Below are 17,788 nucleotides of genomic sequence, written 5' to 3' on the forward strand. Positions count from 1 at the left end.
GCGTGAGCCCGCTCCGCCATCGAAGCCTTCAAATGAAGGTGCCTGGAGAAACAGCGTTTTCATTAATGCCCTCGAAGAGAATAGTCGGCGTGGCCGGGATCAGTCACCCGCACGGACTCGCCAGGCATCGGCGATGTTCGCGAAGTGTTTCGAAGCCTTCAAAAAGATGACAATTACTGGATAGTTGCTTTGGACGTCGTCCTCTCCTGTGGGCCTATGGGAACGGGAGCGCAGCGATTCGCCTCATCATCATCGTTTCAGAGCAGCACGACAGTTCACCCGGGTAGCGAGGCAGCGGCTATCGCTGGGGAGCAGGAGGCGGATCAAGAATACTACGACTTGGGGTCTCGGCATGGCGAAAAATTGGCCTTTTCACCGTCGGTCGTTAAAGCGCGATCACGTTGAAGGTGGAAGGTCGTATAAACCCGGTGTCGATGCCTGTCGATGCCCAGCTTACCGAAACACACACCTAAGAGGCAACACCCGCGGCGATCGGACGCCGCGTTTGCCGGCATTGGCGATTCATCCTGTACTAGACTAACTCTGCGCGGCCCGCGGCGTCACCTCAGGCATCAAGCGGCGTCCGGAGCCGCGTGCAGCACCGGGCACATCGTCGAATCCGCTACGGAATGCACGGATCCGCGCGATCACAGCGCTAAGTGCTCCAAAGAGGGAGGCGATGCATGACGCAAGATCGAGTCGATACGGACGGTGTTCCTGTTGGCAATGGCCAGCACATTAGCCCGGCCGAATTTTTGCTGATGGCAGGCTTTCTTGCGTATCGGGCTCCCATGGCGCCGATCGCTGCCCGAGTTGCGGCCCGACGCGTTCTCGATGCCGTACTCGGGGCAGCGGCAGCTCACGGGTTTGCAGATTCGGATGCTCTCGAGACGATGATGGCGTGCGCCGAAAAGTCTGCGCGCATATGGAYGCTTGCGGAGCAGGCCACCGCCGCAGTCGGGGATACGGTCGCCTACCTGCGCGTGATTCGCTGCGCCGGCGTATCGCTGGACGTGAACCCGTAAGCGCGCTCATCGCGTCATGGTATTCGTCTCCGAGGTTCAGGGAAACGGCTTCAAATCGCTTCAGGAGGTCCAGAAGGTCAGTTTTGAAGTCAAGCAAGGTCCCAAGGGGAAACAGGCAGCGAACATCAAACCGCCGTGAATTTTCCGCGCCGCAAACGCATCCTGTCAGGGCAGAGATCGGGCCCATGCGTGGTCCGCTGTGGGTCTGGAGTAGGGTAGCACGGCAACTCGCAGCGGAATCCCTCAGGGGTTTGCTGGCCCTGCTCACGATCGTCGCCTCGGCTCTAGCTGCCTAGCTATCTTCCTTCCACCGGACTTGCTTTGCGGGCGTAAAAGGCCGACACCTCTTCCATCTCCTGCGCGCTCATCCCCCGCACCATGTTACGCATCTGTGCTTCTGGATCGTTGTGGCGATTGCCTTGCGCGAAGGCCTTGAGTTGCCCTACCAGGTATTCCTTTGGCATGCCTTCCAGCCACGGGGCGCCCAGCTTCTGGTCGACGCCGCCGTGGCAGGAAATGCATGGCGCTATATTGCGCATCGGGTCCCCGACGCGGACCAGCGACGGGAGCGACTCGTCGTAGGTAGTCGGGGAGGTTCTTGCCTTGGGCAGGGAAGCAAAGTAAGCGGCCAGGTCTTCGATGTCCTTGTCGGGCAGACGCGTTGCCAGAGCCTCCATGATCGGACTTGCGCGCTTGCCGCTCTTGTAGTCATGCAATTGCTTGATGACCACCTCGGGATACTGCCCGGCAAGATTGGGCGCGTTCGAGATGCTCATGCCTTGCGCGCCATGGCACATGGTGCAGTTGAGTGCGAGCGTTGCGCCCCGGCCGATCGAATCGCTGGGGGCGGCCCGCGCCATGTCGCGCTCGAGCACGACATTGGACGAGCCGGGTCCGTCCTTCACGGCTGCTCCGCTGCTCCAGGCGGCGGGTACGCCGGCCGCGCGGCAAATGCTGGCCCAGATTCCCTGGGCGGTGAAGTCGCCATGGACGGACGGCAGCCACACGAAGCCTACGAGTATCGACAGGACGGTCAAGGCCGAAAGGAACACCACGCTCCAACGGAACCACGGGTTGCGCCATGCATACATGCCGCCTTCGTGCATCATCGGCTCCCGATTGGTACCACCGGCACGGATGCTTCCTTCAGGGACGCCAGTTGCACGATGGGGTATCCGTAGTTGACGACGGTGAGGCTGATCATCATCGCCACCCACAGGCCAAATCCGTTCAATGCCACCGGCGCCGGAGCGCCTGCGTGGACAGGCTCGCTGAAGCTATAGGGCGCGGGACCTGCCGTGCCTTTGCGCGCGCGCGCCAGGACGAAGATAAAGAGAAATGCGGAAATGACAAGCAACAAGCCACCCGCTGCCGATGCTGTCACTGTCCACGCTTGCGGGTGGATAGCCGGATGCGTGTAGTCGTAGTAAGCCATGCGTCGCGGCATGCCAAGCAGCCCCACCAGGTGCCATGGCAGCGACAACACTAGCATGCCAACGAACCATAGCCACAGTTGCAACTTCATGATTCCTGTTGACAGCGGTTCGCATTGCGTCAGTTGTGGCCATAGGTCATACGCGACCACCATGTACATGATGACGATTGCCCCGGCAAAGATGAGATGAAAGTGGCCGGTGACCCACTGCGTGTTGTGGATGGTCTCGTTGAGCTGGTAGCTCATGTTGATCAGGCCCCCCGCACCGCCGAAGCCAAGCATGATGAAGGAGAAGGTCACCGCCAACATCACGGGGTTGTCCCAAGGCAGCGCCTTGACCCAGCCGAACGGCCCTTTGCCGCCACGCAGCCTTCCGGCAATCTCGACCGACGCGACGATGGTGAACACGGTCAACAGCGTCGGCACGGACACCATGGCGGTCATCGCCGCGTGCACAAACTTGAACCCGGCACCCACTTGTGGGTCGGCGAACAGATGGTGGATACCGATGGGCATCGAGAACACCAGGAAGAGGACGAATGCGACGCGCGCCATCGTATCGCTATACAGCCTTCCTCCAATCGCACGTGGCACGATCGTATAGAACGCGATATACGCCGGCATCAGCCAGAAGTAGACGATGGCATGCAGGGTCCACGAGAAAAAGACCCGCGCCAGGCCCGCGTTGATGGTGTCGGTCAGGCCAAGCGATGCGGGAAGGATTAGCACGAGCACTTCGATGGCGGCGCCCAGCGACGTCCAGGCCCACAGGTAGGCACCCGCGACGTTACCAAACATCGCCAGCGGAACAGTTGCGCCGGGATTGTCTTTCTTCCACGCCCTCAGGTTGATGGCCATCAGCGCAACCCAGATCCAGGAGCCCACGACCACCAGCACGACGCCAAGATAGTAGAACGGGCTTCCAATCATGGGCGGGTAGAACGTGTACAGGATCGACGCCTTGCCAATCGCCATGGTGACGGCTGCCATCGCGGTGCCGCCCACCACCAGCCAAAAGCCGCCCCAGGCCCATCGCACGCCGATCAATGGCCTTTTCAGCGCAAGTTCCGTGATGGCATAGCCGAAGCCCATGGCTACCAGTGTGGGCAGCACGTAAGCCATCACGGTGCCGTGTGCCGTCACCGATCGATAGTAGTGCTCCGGGTTGTTGATCCACGCATGCAGCGGGCTGCGAATGTACATCTGCCATTCGCCAAGCAGGATCGCGCCGAGGAAGGCGACGAAGGCGACCCAGAAATGGGCCAGCACGAGTCTTCTAGCGAGGAACACAGGTCAGCCTTTCTTCTGTACGCGTCTTGGCGAGAAACTCGTCGCGCGCTAGCACTTGTACGCGACCCCACATGGCTTCATGTCCGGTGCCGCAGTATTCATGGCACGGCATCAATTGCTCGCCCGTAGTGCGAAACCTGGTGGTGAACGTCGACACGAAACCCGGGATCAGCATCGTGTTGGCATTGGTTGTTCCGACGATAAAGCCGTGTACGACGTCGGTGCTGGTGGCACGGAAGGTAATGGGCACGTCTGCGGGTACGACGATGCATTGCGGCACGAAAGAGTACTGCTGGGCTACGACGCGGACGATCACCTTGCCGTCATTGTCCATTGCGGTGCCCAAGTTGCTTTCAACGAATTCGCCCCGGATGTGCAAGGTCTTCACGTCGATGGTCTCTACCCTGGACGGCGGCATGGCCGCCCAGTGAAGGCTGGTGATGATCATCACTGCCACCAGGGAGGCGATGATGATCCCAACGACGATGGCCCAGCGGCGTTCTGCCGCGACGGCGACAAATTCCGCGTGGTGGCTGCCGTCGTTTGCCGGGGAGTTGGTATCGGCGCTCACTGAACCACGCCTCGCGGCAGATAGACAAACAGATAGAAGCCGAAATAGATGGCAATCACGATGGCGGTCGCGACGCCGGCTATCGCAAACGTCCCCGACGGGCCGCGGCTGACGATCCGAGCGACTTCCACGTCCAGTTGTCTCGCTTCCTCACTCTCAATGGGATCGGCCATCACTTTCCTCACTCAGGAAGCAGCGTACGAAGATCGTTGGCCTGGGCCGGTGTCACGGGCGTACCGCTATTGCCCCAAGCAACACGGATATACGTGACTACGGCAGACGCCTCTTGATCGTTCAGGATATGCGAGAAGGGGGGCATGCCATGAGGCCGCGGGTTCTTCGCGGTACCGGGCGCATAGCCGCCGTTGAGCACCATGCGAATGGAATTGACGGGCGACAACATGGTGAGGGACTGATTGCCCGCCAGTGGGGGAAATGCCGGCGGCTGCCCTTTGCCTTCCGCGCCGTGGCAGACAGCGCATTGCAGTGCGTACACCTTGCGGCCCAGTTCCATCACAGCCGGATCGACCAGGCGCGCCTGGCTGGTGGGAGGCGGTTCGGCATCCCGTTGCGGCAATGCCTTGAGATAGACCGCCATCGCCTCGACGTCGGCATCGCTAAGATACTGAAGGCTGTTGTAGACGACCTCGGCCATCGGGCCATACACCGTCGCCCGGTGCGAAACGCCAATTTGCAGGAGGTCCGTGATGTCCTTGATGGACCAGTTTCCTAGCCCGGCCTCCTGGTTGGAGGTGAGTGAAGGCGCATACCAGTTCTGGTTGGGGATCATGCCGCCTTCGAATGCTTTCGACTCGCTCGAACCGCCCAACATATTGATAGCCGTATGGCACATCGCGCAGTGCCCCAGGCCCTGTACGAGATATGCGCCGCGGTTCCATTGCGCGGATTGCTTGGAATCAGCGGTGTACTCGCCCTCCTTGAAGTACAGCGTTCTCCAGCCGATCAAAAGTTCGCGCTTGTTGAAGGGGAAGCGCAGCTCGTGCGCGCGATTGGCCTGCTTTACCGGTGCGACGGACATAAGATAGGCGAAGATCGCATCCGAGTCGGCCCGTGTCACTTTGGTATAGGAGGCGAACGGCATGGCCGGATACAACAGCGCCCCGTCACGCGAGACGCCGGTGTGCATCATCCGGTAGAAGTCGTCGGCGGTCCATTGGCCAATGCCGGTTTCGTCGTCTGGCGTAATGTTAGGAACATAGAGGCTGCCAAAAGGCGTAGCCATCGCGCGGCCTCCCGCGAACGGCTTGCCGTTTGGTGCCGTATGGCAGGCCACGCAGTCGCCGGCGCGGGCGAGATACTCTCCGCTGCCGATGATCTGAGTTGTCGCATTGATGGGCCGGGCGTCCGTTTTTTCAGGAAGCCTGCTGGGGCGGAACCAGTACATGGCGACCACGGCTACGGCCAGCAGGACTGCAACTCCGATCCCAATACGCGCGCTCGTTCGCATATGGCTTATCGCTGGCTGCCGCACGCCAGAGGCATGCGCACAAGGTTGGACGACTCGGGAGACAGATCCTTCGGCGCGGGCTGCTGCGACAACCACGCTGCTACCGCCGTTATATCGCTATCGGAAAGCCGCGTAGCAATGCGCTTCATGCAATCGGGCTCGGCGGCATGCCGGTCGCCGACGCGCCAGCGCGTTAGCTGCGCCACGATATAGGTAGGGCGTAGCCCGATCAAACCTGGAATGCCCGGCTCCATGCCAGTCAGCCCGGCCCCATGGCACGTCGCGCACGCGGGGACATTCTTGCTGGCATCGCCTGTGCGTACCAGGGCCTGGCCTCGTGCCACCGTGACGGGATCCGTGGTTCCGGCCTCCTGGGCCGCGAACGGTGGTCTTTGCTTGGCGAAGTGGTCGGCGATTTCCCGCAGGTAGGCATCGGGCAGGTATGCGACCAGGTAGTTCATGGGCGGGTACTTGCGGGTTCCGTCCCGGAAGGCCACCAGTTGATTGTAGAGATAGCCCGCGGGCTTTCCGGCGATACGTGGGTAGTAACCGTTGCTCGTGCCTTGTCCGCTCTGGCCATGACAGGTCACGCATCCCTGCACCCTGGCCTCCAGCGACTCAACCTGCTTGAACGCAGGGACAGCCTCGGCCGTAGCCTGTGCCAACGCCCATCCGGGGGCGCAAAGCAGGCATGCGAGGAAAACCGCCGGTCTTGGTCTTCGCATTGAATTGTGACGTCGTCACCCCTTTGGCGAAACACCTACCATTGGCAGAGGCGGGCGCCGGGCGCCGCCACGCCAGCTATTCCTGCCGCCTGAGAGTTGCGCTGCGTTGTGTTTGCTGCGCTAACAGCGTAGGCGGTCACAATGGCTAAAGTCAATGTACTCTTCGCGACCTATCGCGTGGAGCGCAGGCTCGCTGGCAAACTTGGTCTTGGGACCGAGAGGCTTTACAGCCCCCTTCCCGGGACGTCCTTCGTCAGGAACCTCACGTCGGTGGGAAATCCGCCTACCGGCGCCGCTAAGTATCTTCAGCCCACTCCCCCGGTAGATAGACTTGGTAGCCAAAGAAGCACTGACTGCGACTTGACAGTTGTCCTGCTTCCCAATTCGCTCAAAACCCATAACTAACCGAAGCCAAGACCCGATTCTCCTGATGCACCCCAAACCGGTTATACCCCCCAATAATCCACTGAAGCCCTGCGCTAAGCGGCGTCCCGGGAATCGGCGCGGCAAGCGCCAGTGTGAGATGCCGGAAGGCTCCGCTGTACGGCGTATTCCCCGCAAAGCATCCATTGACGACAAACGCGCCATGTGGCCCGCATGAAGTCCCGCTGAGYGTATCAGTGGTGCCAAGGTACTTTCCCTCCTTCTTGTACGTGTATGCCCCCACCGTGCCGGTGAAGGTAATGCCATAGGGCAAGGTCTTGGTATAGACCAGCGTCCAGTACGTATCCCCCTTGTTCCCCCACACCACATCGTTGAGCAGCGTCTGCGCATTCAGGCTGAACGGCCCATAGCTCAGGCCGAGCCTGGATTCCAGCGCATTGGCATGGGAGCCATTGATGTAGTAATAGGCCGTCATCCCGACCGTGTAGCCGAGGTCCCCGACGATCTTCCCGCTATAGGCCCCGTAGAAATCGTTCTCGATCGACTTCGCGGTCTGGAAGCTGGTGATCGAGCGGTCGCTGTAGGAGTTGCCCAGTTGCTGGTACGAGTAGTTGATCATCGACGCCCAGTAGCCGATGCTCCAGCCGCTTTCATGCGCCAGGTCCACGCCCCATTGCAGTGCTGGCCGCGAGGATTCCGGGGCGTCGCCGCCGGCGTTACCCAGTGGGGCGCCGTTGCCGTAGGTGGTGGTGGCGCCGCGCAGGACATAGCGGGAGACGGCGTCGAGATGGCCCGTGAACGTGTAAGGGCCGGCCGGCTCCGCAGGTGCGGCTTCCGGCGCATTCGCCTCGGCGGCTTGGGCGGCTTGGCCGCTATCCTGGGCCGTGACCGGCGCTGCGCAGGCTAGCAGCGCGCAAGCGGCCAGCCACGCGGGAACCACGCGCGGCGACGACGGACGATGGGAGGGCGTGCCTGTAGTAGGGGCGAACATGGTGGAACTCACGGTTGGGACCAGTGGGTGGATGGGAACAAAAAACGGCAAACAGGAGAGAACGGCGGGGGGCTCAGTGCGGCGGCGGCTCCGTGCCGATGGCTGCCTGGTGGGCGCGCCACGCCCGCCAGCCGCCAAATTCCGTGATGTCGGTCGCGCCGGCTATGCCGCACGGTTCGCAGATAAAGCCTGGAACGCTGCTGCCGTCGGCCAGTACGGTGCGGCCGATACCGAGGGGCGCGGGAATGCCGGCGGCGAAGCTGCCGAAGCGGGCCTCGGGCATCTCCCATACTTCGACCTCGATGGCGGCACCTTCGGCTTGCCCCACGCGTACAAGGCCGGGCCGCTGCACGCCGGCGCCGGCCAGCGCGTAGAGGCGGTAGCTCGGCGCCGTGCGGGTACGTGCCAGCAGGCGCGCGCCACGCTCGGCCAGCTGGTGGTGCAGGGGCTGGCCTTGCAGGTGGGCGCCGCAGACGGCGACTTGCAGCTGGCCGCTGCGCCCGGCGGGCGGCACACTGGCGGCGGCGGGCAACGTCCTGCCCGTTGCGCCCATCGTGGCCGCGCGTCCTTGCAGGGCATATTGCCAGCGCCGCGCCAGATGCAGCAGCGGCACGTCCTGGTGGGCCGGCGCGACCAGCGTGATGCCGAAGGGCAGACCGTCGGCGAGGAAGCCGGCGGGCACGGCAATGCCGGCGCAGTCCAGCAGGTTCATGAAGTTGGTGTACAGGCCCAGCTCGCTGTTGCGCGCGACCGGCTCCGCCAGCATGGCGGCGATGGTCGGATGCCCAGGTACGGTGGGCAGCAGCAGGGCGTCCGCCTGGGCCCAGGCGGCTTCGCTCTGGCGCTGCAGCGCGCGCAGCCGGTACATGGCGGCGAAGGCATCGGCGGCCAGCGGTGTGGCGCCGCCCAGCGTGATCTGCTGCGTGACCGGGTACAGCGAATGCGGATGCGCATCGACGAAGGCGCGGATGGCCTGGTAGCGCTCGGCCACCCAGGGGCCTTCGTACAGCAGCCGGGCGGCTTCGAGGAACGGGGCGAAATCAATCTCGACCAGCTCGGCGCCCAGCGCGCGGGCATGCGCGCACGCTTGGGCGAAGGCGTCGGCATAGCCTGGCTGGAAGAAGCGCAGCTGCCCCGGCGCCGGCACGCCGAGGCGGAATGCAGCAGCGACGCCGAAGTCGAAACCATGCGGCTGGACCGGGCGCGCATAGGGGTCGTCGGCATCGAAGCCCTGCGCCACCGCGAACACACGGTGCGCGTCGTCGGCGGTCAGCGCGAAGACCGAGGGCGTATCGAGCGAGCGGCAGGCCGGCACCACGCCGCTGGTCGACAGCAGACCGCAGCTCGGCTTGAGCCCCACCAGGTGATTGAACGCGGCGGGCACGCGGCCGGAGCCCGCCGTGTCGGTGCCCAGCGCGAAGCTCACCTGCCCCAGGGCCACCGCCACGGCGGAGCCGGAGCTGGAGCCGCCGGAGATGCGCTCGGGATCGAAGGCATTGTGGCAGGCGCCATAGGGCGAGCGGGTGCCGTTGAGCCCGGTGGCGAACTGGTCGAGGTTGGTCTTGCCCACGGCAATGGCGCCGGCATCCAGCAGCCGTTGCACCACGAAAGCACTGCGGGCCGGCATATAGGTGTAGTCCGGGCAGGCGGCCGTGGTCGGCACGCCGGCCAGGTCGATGTTGTCCTTGATCGCGAACGGAATGCCGTACAAGGGCAGGCCGGCCGGCCCGTTCTGTTCCAGCTCCCTTGCCCGGGCACGCAGGGCCGTGGCGTCGAGGCGATGGATCCACGCGTGATGCGGATCGTGCTCTGTCGCCGCAATCACCGCTTCGATGACCTCGGTGGGCGTGCGTTCGCCGCGTTGGTAAGCCGCTTGCAGCGAGGCGATATCGAGCGAGAAGGGGACCGTCATGCTGCCTCCTTCGCTGCCACGCTTTGCGGCACCACGATGACGACTTCCTGCCCGGCGCTCACGGGCGCGCCTTCGCGGCAGGCCACGCGCCAGGCGTAGCCGGCGCAAGGCGCCGTGATGGCAAACTCCATCTTCATCGATTCCACGATGGCCAGCGTGTCGCCCTCGGCCACCGCGTCGCCTTCCTTTACCAGCACGCGCCACACGCTGCCGGGTACCTGGCTGCACACCACATGGGCTTGCTCCGGGAGTTCGGTGGCGTGGGCCGCAGCGGCGGAGGGCGCCTGCGTTTCGTCCACGTACTCGGCCTGCCCGAGCGCGCGCCAGCGTTCCCGCTCCGCGCCGAACGCGGCTTGCTGGCATTGCCTGAACGCCGCGATATCCGTTGCATGCTTGTCCAGGAAGCGACGGTAGTCGCGCATGCCAAACGTGCCTTGCTCGATGCGCAGCGGATAGCGACCCGCGGGGAAGTCGCGCCGGATCTTGGTGAGATCGTCTTCGCTGACAGGATAGAAGCGGATCTGGTCGAAGAAGCGCAGCAGCCACGGCTTGCCCGCGTCGAAGTCGGCGGCGCCGCTTTGCGCGTCGCGCCAGCGGTTCCACATCTGCAGCGTGCGGCCAACGAACTGGTAGCCGCCGGGCCCTTCCATGCCATAGACGCACATATAGGCGCCGCCGATGCCCACCGCGTTCTCCGGCGTCCAGGTGCGGGCCGGGTTGTACTTGGTGGTGACCAGCCGGTGGCGCGGGTCCAGCGGCGTGGCCACGGGCGCGCCCAGGTACACGTCGCCCAGCCCCAGCACCAGGTAGCTGGCATCGAAGACGATGCGCTRCACCGCCTCGACCGAATCGAGCCCGTTGATGCGGCGGATGAACTCGATATTGCTAGGGCACCACGGCGCGTCCGGGCGCACCGATTGCATGTATTTGTCGATGGCCAGCCGCGTGGCGCTGTCGTCCCACGATAGCGGCAGATGCACGGTGCGCGATGGCACGACGAGGTCGTCGGTATCGCCCAGCGCATCGTCCGCGGCCAGGATGGTGTCGATCAGGGCGGCACGCGCGAGCCGGCGCGGGTCGAAATGCACCTGCAGCGAGCGGRTGCCTGGTGTCAGGTCAACCACGCCGTCGAGCCGCAGGGCTTGCAGCGCGGCATGCAGCGCATGGATGCGCATGCGCAAGGCAATGTCGAGCTGCAGCTCGCCCAGCTCCACCAGCAGGTAGCGGTCACCCGCCTGGCGCACGACCAGGCCGGGGCGGCTGGCCGAGGCCGCGCGCTGGCGCAGGATCGGCGAGCCGTGTTCGCCGGCGCCGGCTCCTGTGTCGGGCAGGAAGGCCGGGTGCGCGCTCAGCTCGCGCACCCAGCGGTCCTGCGCCGCCTGCCGCTGCGCGGCCTGCTCCTGCGTCACGCCATGAAAGCGCACTGCGTCGCCCGGGCGCAACTGGCCGAGCTTCCAGCGCTCGGCGGCAATCACCACGGCCGGGCAGACAAAGCCGCCCAGGCTGGGACCATCCGGGCCGAGGATCACCGGCATGTCGCCGGTGAAGTCGATGGCGCCGATGGCGTAGGCGTTGTCGTGGATGTTGGAGGGATGCAGCCCCGCCTCGCCGCCGTCGCGGCGCGCCCACATTGGCTTGGGGCCGATCAGGCGCACGCCGGTGCGGCTGGAGTTGTAGTGCACCTGCCATTCGGTGCCGAAAAACGCGTCGATGTCGTCGCCGGTGAAGAAGTCCGGTGCGCCGTGCGGGCCGTACAGCACCGCGATATCCCAGGCGTGGTTGCCGCCGGCATAGGCCGGGATCTGATCGTGCGCCAGCGCTGCTACCGGCTCGCCGGCGGTTTCACTGCCGATGTGCAGCATGTCGGCGGTGCGCAGTGTACGGCCGGCATGGCCGCCGAACTGGCCCAGCGTAAAGGTGGAGCGGCTGCCGAGGTAGTGCGGCACATCCATGCCGCCGCGCACGGCCAGGTAGGCGCGGCTGCCGCCGGTGGCCACCGCGCCCAGGCGCAGCACGCTGCCCGCGGCCACGCGGTGCGATTGCCAGGGCGCCAGCGCCACGCCATCCAGCGTGGCTGGCATGGGCGCGCCRCACAGCGCGATGACCGCATCATGGTGAAAGCGCAGCGTCGGCCCGCTCAGCGTGCATTCCAGCCCGGCGGCGGTGCCTGGGTTGCCGACCAGGCGGTTGGCCAGGCGGAACGCCAGGTCGTCCATGGGGCCGGACGGCGGCACGCCCACGTCCCAGTAGCCGGCGCGGCCAGGCCAGTCCTGCACCGTGGTCTGCACGCCGCCGTCCAGCACTTCGACCGCGTTGGGCCGGTAGGTGARATCCGCCAGCGAGCGCGTGATGATGCGCCCGTGGATGAACTCGTCGCTGGCTGCCACCGCGCGCAGGTAGCGCAGGTTGGTCTCGATGCCCGCCAGCCGCGTCGTGCCAAGCGCCGCCTGCAGCTTTGCCACAGCGTCTTCGCGGTCGGTGCCGGTGACGATCAGCTTGGCGAGCATGGGGTCGTAGTGCGGCGGCACCTCGCTGCCCGCGCCAATCCAGGTGTCGATCCGGGCGTCTTCAGGAAAGCGCACTTCAGTCAGCAAGCCCGCGCTAGGCTGGAAGTTGCGCGCGGGGTCTTCTGCATAGAGGCGCACCTGGATCGAGGCGCCGCGCGGTGCGGGGGCTGCCAGCGCGAAGTCCTCGCCACGCGCCAGCCGCACCATCCATGCGACCAGGTCGATGCCCGTGACCTGTTCGGTCACGCCGTGCTCCACCTGCAGGCGCGTGTTGACCTCCAGGAAGTAAAAGGCGCCGGTGTCCGCGTCGAGCACGAATTCCACCGTGCCGGCGGAGCGGTAGCCAACCGCCTGGCCAAGCCGCTCGGCGGCGCCCAGCAGCGCGCTGCGCGTGGCCGCATCCAGCCCTGGCGCGGGTGTTTCCTCGATGACTTTCTGGTTGCGGCGCTGCGCCGAGCAATCGCGCTCGCCGAGCGTGACCACCTTGCCTTGGCCATCGCCGAACAACTGCACCTCGATATGGCGGGCGCGCTCGACAAACTTCTCCAGGAACAGCCCGGCATCCTTGAAGTTGGCGCGCGCCAGGCGCTCCACCGCTTCAAAGGCGGGCGCCAGCTCGGCCTCGCTGCGGATCAGCCGCATGCCGATGCCGCCACCACCGGCAGTGCTCTTGAGCATGACGGGATAGCCGATGCGCAGCGCTTCGGCACGCGCGACGGCCAGGCCGGGCAGCAGCCCGCTGCCCGGCAGCAACGGTACGCGGTGCTGTTCGGCCAGCGCGCGGGCCGTGTGCTTGAGGCCAAATGCGCGCATCTGGGCGGGCGTCGGGCCGATGAAGGCAATGCCGGCGGCTTCGCAGGCTTCGGCAAAGCCGGCGTTCTCGGACAGGAAGCCGTAGCCGGGATGAATGGCGCCAGCGCCGGTCTCGCGGGCGGCGGCCAGGATGCGCCCGGCATCGAGGTAGCTCTGCGCCGCGGGCGCCGGGCCGATGCAGACCGCCACATCAGCTTGCGCAACGTGGGCCGAATCCACGTCGGCTTCGGAGTAGACGGCGACCGAGCGCAGGCCAAGCGCGCGCAGGGTACGGATGATGCGGCAGGCGATGGCGCCGCGATTGGCGATCAGGACGGTGTCGAAGCGTTGAGATGGCGAGGACATGCGGGTGGTTCCCTCGGGGCAGGTCGTCCTGCGGGAATCATCTCGGCTGCGGGTCGTCCCGCAGCGGCGCCCTTGGGGCGCGGAATGGGCAAGCTGGTACTACGTTCTGCGCGCTACGCGATCCGCGCGCGGGCAGTGATCGCGGCATCCCACACGATGAACTCCACCGGCGTGGGGTTGTACGCGTTGCACGGGTTGTTGAGCTGCGGGCAGTTGGACACCAGCATCCAGACGTCCATCTCGGCGCGCAGCTCCACATACTTGCCCGGGCCGGAGATGCCATCGGCAAAGCACAGGCCGCCTTCCGGCGTGACTGGCACGTTCATGAAGAAGTTGATGTTGGGCACCAGGTCGCGCTTGCTCAGGCCCACGTCGGCATGCGCCATCGCCAGCAGGTAGTTGTCGCGGCAGGAGTGCATGAACTTCTTCTGCAGCGCGTAGCGCACGGTGTTGCTTTCGGCCGCGCAGGCGCCGCCCAGGGTGTCGTGGCGCCCGCAGGTGTCGGCCACGATGGTCAGCATCGGCCGGCCAGCGCTTGACACCAGCACCGAGCCACTGCTGAGGTAGATGCCGCCCTGGCGCAGCAGCGTATCGGTGGCGCTGTAATGCTCGGCCACGTCATGCCGGTTGTAGAACAGCACGTCGGCGGCCTGGTTGCCTTCCAGGTCGACGATGCGCACGGTCTGCCCGGCGCGGATTTCGGTGAGCCAGGGCTCACCCGCCGGCTGGCGGTGGCGCAGCGTCGCGTGCGCGGGGTCCAGCGAACTCGTGCGCAGGGTAGCGGTGGCAGCGTTGGTCATATCGGTTCCTCGTGGTCTTCAGGACAGCGCGAACACATCGGCGTTGTGCAAGGCGCGCGCGCATTCGGGGCGGTAGCCGCGGCAGAAGTCGTCGGCCGGGGCCGGGCCGTTGCGCCAGGCCGCGACGCCCACCCTGCCGGGCGCGTAGCCGGGGCGCGGGTCCAGCGGATGCGGGGCGGTGGAGACGGCCACGATCAGGTCCATGTCGCAGCGCAGTTCCACCGAGCTGCCTTGCACCGCCAGGCTGGCATCGAAGGCGAAGTTGCCGTGCGCGTCCACGGCGATCTTGCTGAACAGGTTGACCGGCGCGATCAGGTCGCGCGCGCCGAGGCCGTACTTGCCGATTTCGATCAGCAGGCCATCGCGGCCCGCGCGGTACATGGCGTTGCGGTGTTGCCCGAAACGCTGCTCGCCGTACTTCTCATGCAGGCGCGCGGCGTCCAGCAAGCCGCCGAACGGGTCGTGCCAGCCCAGTGTGTCGTGCGTGATCGAGGCCATGGCGCGGCCCATATCGCTCATCAGCACATGGCCGCGCGTGAAATGCGCGGTGTGCAGCGCCTTGCAGGTGTCGGGCATGCTGTAGCGCTCCAGCCGGTCATGCGCGGCGTAGAGCACCACGGAGCAGTTGGCGCGCGCGTCCAGGGCGGCAAAGCGCAGGGCCATGCCGCGCGACAAGCGCCAGCTCCAGTGGCAGCCGCCGGGCAGGACTTCGCTCCAGGCCACCTGGCTGGCGGGCAGGTCGGGGGCAAAGCGGCGCCAGTGGTCGATGACATCCACCGCGGCATGCACGGACGGGTTCGCAAAGGCGTGTTCAGGGGTTTCCATTCTGTTGGTCTCCGGGTGGCAACTCAGGCCTGCGGCTCGGGTGCGAGGTCGGTGGATGCGGCATGCGAGAGCTGCTCGAGCAATTCGAAATCCGTCTGCATGCCGGAGGTGGCGCGGATGCGCGCGAGCACCTCGCGCTTGAGGTTCAGGAATTCGGAGGAGAGCTTCATCTCCTGCGTGCGCGCGGCCGGCAGCGGCACCTCGTAGACGGTGTCGATGCGTCCGGGGCGCGGCGCCATCAGGACCACGCGTTGCCCGAGGTAGATCGCCTCTTCCACATCGTGCGTGACGAACACGATGGTGCTTTGCTCCAGCCGGTGCACGTGCAGGATCAGGTCGTGCATGACCTCGCGGGTTTGCGCATCCAGTGCGCCGAAGGGCTCGTCCATCAGCAGCACCGGCGGGCGGCTCATCAGCGCACGCGCAATGGCCACGCGCTGCTGCATGCCGCCCGACAGCTGGCCGGGGTAGGCATCCTTGACGTGGCATAGCCCCATCAGGCGCAGCAAGGCATCGGCCCGCCCGGAGGCGGCTTCCACATCGGCGCTGGTCCGGCTGCTGGTGTTGACCYTCAGCTCGCGGCAGAAGCGGAWGTTCTCGATCACCGTCAGCCACGGGTAGAGGCTGTAGTGCTGGAACACCATCGCGCGCTGCGGGCCCGGGCCTTCGATCGGCTTGCCGTCGCACAGCAGCTCGCCCGCGCTGTGCGGCTCCAGGCCGGCGAGCGAGCGCAGCAGCGTGGACTTGCCGCAGCCGGATGCGCCCACCAGCGTGACGAACTCGTTGTTGGCGATATCCAGGTGGATGTCCTGCAATGCGGCCGGGGGCGTGCTGTCAGGCGTGCCATCGTGCGTCTTGCCGCGGCCGAAGAATTTCCATACGCCGCGCACGCGCAGCTTGGGGGAGAGCGTCATGGACATGGCTTTAGCGCCTCGCGTGCAGGTAGGGAAACGCGCGCCGGTGCGTCCAGCGCAGCAACTGGTCGATCGCCAGGCCGATCACGCCGATCAGCAGGATGCCGGCGAAGATCTTGTCGGTCTGCAAGAAGCGCTGCGCCTTCAGGATCGAGAAGCCCAGGCCCGAGCTGGCCGCTACCAGCTCGGCCACAACCAGGTAGGTCCAGGCCCAGCCCATGGTGATGCGCAGCGTATCGAGCAAGGCTGGCTTGGCGGCGGGGACGATGACCAGCCGGATCACTTCGCCGCGGCTTGCGCCCATGGTCTGGGCCGCTTCGATCTGCGCCATCGGCACGCGGCGCACGTCCTCGGCCACCATCAGCACCATCTGGAAGAACGTGCCGATGAAGATGATGGCGATCTTGGCGCCCTCATCGATGCCAACCCACACCATCACCAGCGGGATAAAGGCCACCGCCGGCATATAGCGCACGAAATCGGTCAGCGGCTCCAGCAAGGCCTGCACGCTGCGGAACGTGCCGATCGCCAGGCCCAGTGGCAGGGCGATCACCGCGGACAAGGCCCAGCCCGAGAGCACGCGCAGCGTGCTGATGCCGATGTCGCCGGCCAGGCCCTCGTCGGCATACCAGCCGTGCAGCCGTTGCAGCACCTGCAGAGGGCCGGGCATGAAGACCGGCTCGACCCAGCCGCTGGCGGCCAGCCAGRCCCAGGCCACCAGCGGCAGCAGCAGGCCAAGGCTGACCAGCGCCGCCGTGCGGTGCGCCGGGATGGCGCTGCGTATGCCCCACCAGGGCTGGCGCTTGGCGTGGAATGAAGGCGTGGCTGGCGTGGCGTTGGCCGTGGCCGCCGATGGGGGCAGTACGTGCGCCGCGCGCGCGGTGGAGGGCAGGCGTGCTGTGTTCTCGCTCATGTCTGTCTCACTTCAGCGCATCGGCCAGCAGGCTGGCATCGACGCCGCGCGCCGGGTCCGGCTTGCCGTCGATCAGCTTGTTCTCCAGCAGGAATGCCGCAATGGTCGGCGTGACGGCCTGCAACGAGGTGGCTTGCGCCGGGTCCAGCGCGCCGTGGTTCGCGGCGACATCGAAGAACTTCGTGCCGGGCAGGAAGACGCTGTACTCATCGGGCTTCATGCTGACCACCTTGGCCATGATCCGCGCCGCCTCGGCGGGTTGCTCGCGGATGAACTTCTCGGTGTCGAACCAGGCGCGGATCATGCCGACCAGGTCGCGGCGCTTGGCGCGGATCGCTTTCTCTTGCGCGACCAGCAGGTCCGGGATCAGGCCCGGCATGTCCTTGGAGGTGAACAGCGCGCGGCCCTTGCCGCTGCGGGTGATCTGGTCGATCCACGGGTTCCAGACCACCGCCGCGTCCACGCGGCCGGTCATGAAGGCTGCGGCAGCGTCGCCGGCCGAGAGGTTGGTGATCTTGACGTCGGAGGGCTTGAGGCCGTTCCTGGCCAGCGCCGTGACCAGCACGAAGTGCGAGATGCTGTACTGCTCCAGCGCAACGGTCTTGCCCTTGAGATCGGCGAAGGACTTGATCTTGCCGCTGACCACCAGCGCATCGTTGCCMGAGGAGTTGTCGTTGACCAGCACGGCCTTGAGCGGCAGGCCCTTGGCCAGCGGCCCGAGGGTGTCCGACCAGGTCTGGGAGTTGGCGTCGAGTTGCCCCGAGGAGAGCGCCGCGATCGAGTCGGTGTAGTTGGCGAACCAGACCAGCTTCACGTCCGCGCCATGCTTCTTGAAGAAGCCCTTTTGCTCGGCGACGTACCAGGCAACCC

General features: G+C 65.8%; 17 protein-coding genes. 3 read left to right on the forward strand and 14 right to left on the reverse strand.

Features of this window, described 5'->3' with window-relative positions:
* From AC1DO7_RS28775 to AC1DO7_RS28785, 3 genes are all read left to right on the forward strand, one after another.
* A partial coding sequence (locus AC1DO7_RS28775) for a hypothetical protein (protein WP_477116846.1) occupies positions 1-184 on the forward strand: 184 nt, incomplete at its 5' end.
* Between the two features lie 499 nt (positions 185-683).
* Positions 684-1,025 carry a hypothetical protein gene (locus tag AC1DO7_RS28780; RefSeq protein WP_477116847.1) on the forward strand — a complete coding sequence of 114 codons (342 nt, stop codon included), beginning with the start codon at positions 684-686 and terminating at the stop codon, positions 1,023-1,025.
* A 16-nt stretch (positions 1,026-1,041) separates the two neighbouring features.
* The gene (locus tag AC1DO7_RS28785; protein ID WP_441620893.1) at positions 1,042-1,164 is read left to right on the forward strand and encodes a cold-shock protein; all 123 of its coding nucleotides are present in this window, start codon (positions 1,042-1,044) and stop codon (positions 1,162-1,164) included.
* A 157-nt stretch (positions 1,165-1,321) separates the two neighbouring features.
* Here AC1DO7_RS28785 and AC1DO7_RS28790 read toward each other — a convergent pair whose 3' ends face one another.
* The 14 genes from AC1DO7_RS28790 to AC1DO7_RS28855 form a co-directional block, all read right to left on the reverse strand.
* Complete coding sequence (locus AC1DO7_RS28790; RefSeq protein ID WP_441620891.1) at positions 1,322-2,134, reverse strand: c-type cytochrome; 813 nt, start codon at positions 2,132-2,134, stop codon at positions 1,322-1,324.
* Entirely contained in the window at positions 2,131-3,750 is a 1,620-nt protein-coding gene (locus tag AC1DO7_RS28795; protein WP_441620889.1) for a cbb3-type cytochrome c oxidase subunit I, read from the reverse strand. The genes AC1DO7_RS28790 and AC1DO7_RS28795 overlap by 4 nt, the downstream gene beginning before the upstream one ends.
* On the reverse strand, positions 3,737-4,321 hold the full coding sequence (locus AC1DO7_RS28800) for a cupredoxin domain-containing protein (protein WP_441620887.1): 585 nt from the start codon (positions 4,319-4,321) through the stop codon (positions 3,737-3,739). The genes AC1DO7_RS28795 and AC1DO7_RS28800 overlap by 14 nt, the downstream gene beginning before the upstream one ends.
* Complete coding sequence (locus AC1DO7_RS28805) at positions 4,318-4,494, reverse strand: hypothetical protein (protein ID WP_441620885.1); 177 nt, start codon at positions 4,492-4,494, stop codon at positions 4,318-4,320. The genes AC1DO7_RS28800 and AC1DO7_RS28805 overlap by 4 nt, the downstream gene beginning before the upstream one ends.
* Before the next feature lie 8 nt (positions 4,495-4,502).
* Complete coding sequence (locus AC1DO7_RS28810) at positions 4,503-5,789, reverse strand: c-type cytochrome (protein ID WP_441620883.1); 1,287 nt, start codon at positions 5,787-5,789, stop codon at positions 4,503-4,505.
* A gap of 5 nt (positions 5,790-5,794) precedes the next feature.
* Complete coding sequence (locus AC1DO7_RS28815; RefSeq protein WP_441620881.1) at positions 5,795-6,514, reverse strand: c-type cytochrome; 720 nt, start codon at positions 6,512-6,514, stop codon at positions 5,795-5,797.
* Between the two features lie 388 nt (positions 6,515-6,902).
* Positions 6,903-7,889, reverse strand: coding sequence for a TorF family putative porin (locus tag AC1DO7_RS28820; RefSeq protein ID WP_441620879.1), 987 nt, complete (start codon positions 7,887-7,889; stop codon positions 6,903-6,905).
* Between the two features lie 73 nt (positions 7,890-7,962).
* A complete protein-coding gene (gene atzF, locus AC1DO7_RS28825) occupies positions 7,963-9,801 on the reverse strand; it encodes an allophanate hydrolase (RefSeq protein ID WP_441620877.1) in 1,839 nt (612 codons plus the stop codon).
* Positions 9,798-13,466, reverse strand: coding sequence for an urea carboxylase (gene uca / locus AC1DO7_RS28830; RefSeq protein ID WP_477116848.1), 3,669 nt, complete (start codon positions 13,464-13,466; stop codon positions 9,798-9,800). The genes atzF and uca overlap by 4 nt, the downstream gene beginning before the upstream one ends.
* 113 nt (positions 13,467-13,579) lie before the next feature.
* Entirely contained in the window at positions 13,580-14,266 is a 687-nt protein-coding gene (locus tag AC1DO7_RS28835; RefSeq protein WP_441620873.1) for an urea amidolyase associated protein UAAP2, read from the reverse strand.
* A gap of 18 nt (positions 14,267-14,284) precedes the next feature.
* Entirely contained in the window at positions 14,285-15,091 is an 807-nt protein-coding gene (locus tag AC1DO7_RS28840; RefSeq protein ID WP_441620871.1) for an urea amidolyase associated protein UAAP1, read from the reverse strand.
* 23 nt (positions 15,092-15,114) lie between these two features.
* On the reverse strand, positions 15,115-16,011 hold the full coding sequence (locus AC1DO7_RS28845) for an ABC transporter ATP-binding protein (RefSeq protein ID WP_477116849.1): 897 nt from the start codon (positions 16,009-16,011) through the stop codon (positions 15,115-15,117).
* A 4-nt stretch (positions 16,012-16,015) separates the two neighbouring features.
* Positions 16,016-16,918, reverse strand: a complete 903-nt coding sequence (locus AC1DO7_RS28850) for an ABC transporter permease (protein ID WP_477116850.1) — start codon at positions 16,916-16,918, stop codon at positions 16,016-16,018.
* A 7-nt stretch (positions 16,919-16,925) separates the two neighbouring features.
* A partial coding sequence (locus AC1DO7_RS28855) for an ABC transporter substrate-binding protein (protein ID WP_477116851.1) occupies positions 16,926-17,788 on the reverse strand: 863 nt, incomplete at its 5' end.

The sequence above is a fragment of the Cupriavidus sp. 05N40 genome, assembly GCF_056397305.1.

What these genes read in the sequence shown, in the direction of transcription:
- AC1DO7_RS28785 (WP_441620893.1), top strand. Translation starts at nt 1,042, where the DNA reads ATGGTATTCGTCTCCGAGGTTCAGGGAAACGGCTTCAAATCGCTTCAG.
- AC1DO7_RS28790 (WP_441620891.1), bottom strand. Translation starts at nt 2,134, where the DNA reads ATGATGCACGAAGGCGGCATGTATGCATGGCGCAACCCGTGGTTCCGT.
- AC1DO7_RS28805 (WP_441620885.1), bottom strand. Translation starts at nt 4,494, where the DNA reads ATGGCCGATCCCATTGAGAGTGAGGAAGCGAGACAACTGGACGTGGAA.
- AC1DO7_RS28810 (WP_441620883.1), bottom strand. Translation starts at nt 5,789, where the DNA reads ATGCGAACGAGCGCGCGTATTGGGATCGGAGTTGCAGTCCTGCTGGCC.
- AC1DO7_RS28815 (WP_441620881.1), bottom strand. Translation starts at nt 6,514, where the DNA reads ATGCGAAGACCAAGACCGGCGGTTTTCCTCGCATGCCTGCTTTGCGCC.
- atzF (WP_441620877.1), bottom strand. Translation starts at nt 9,801, where the DNA reads ATGACGGTCCCCTTCTCGCTCGATATCGCCTCGCTGCAAGCGGCTTAC.
- AC1DO7_RS28835 (WP_441620873.1), bottom strand. Translation starts at nt 14,266, where the DNA reads ATGACCAACGCTGCCACCGCTACCCTGCGCACGAGTTCGCTGGACCCC.
- AC1DO7_RS28840 (WP_441620871.1), bottom strand. Translation starts at nt 15,091, where the DNA reads ATGGAAACCCCTGAACACGCCTTTGCGAACCCGTCCGTGCATGCCGCG.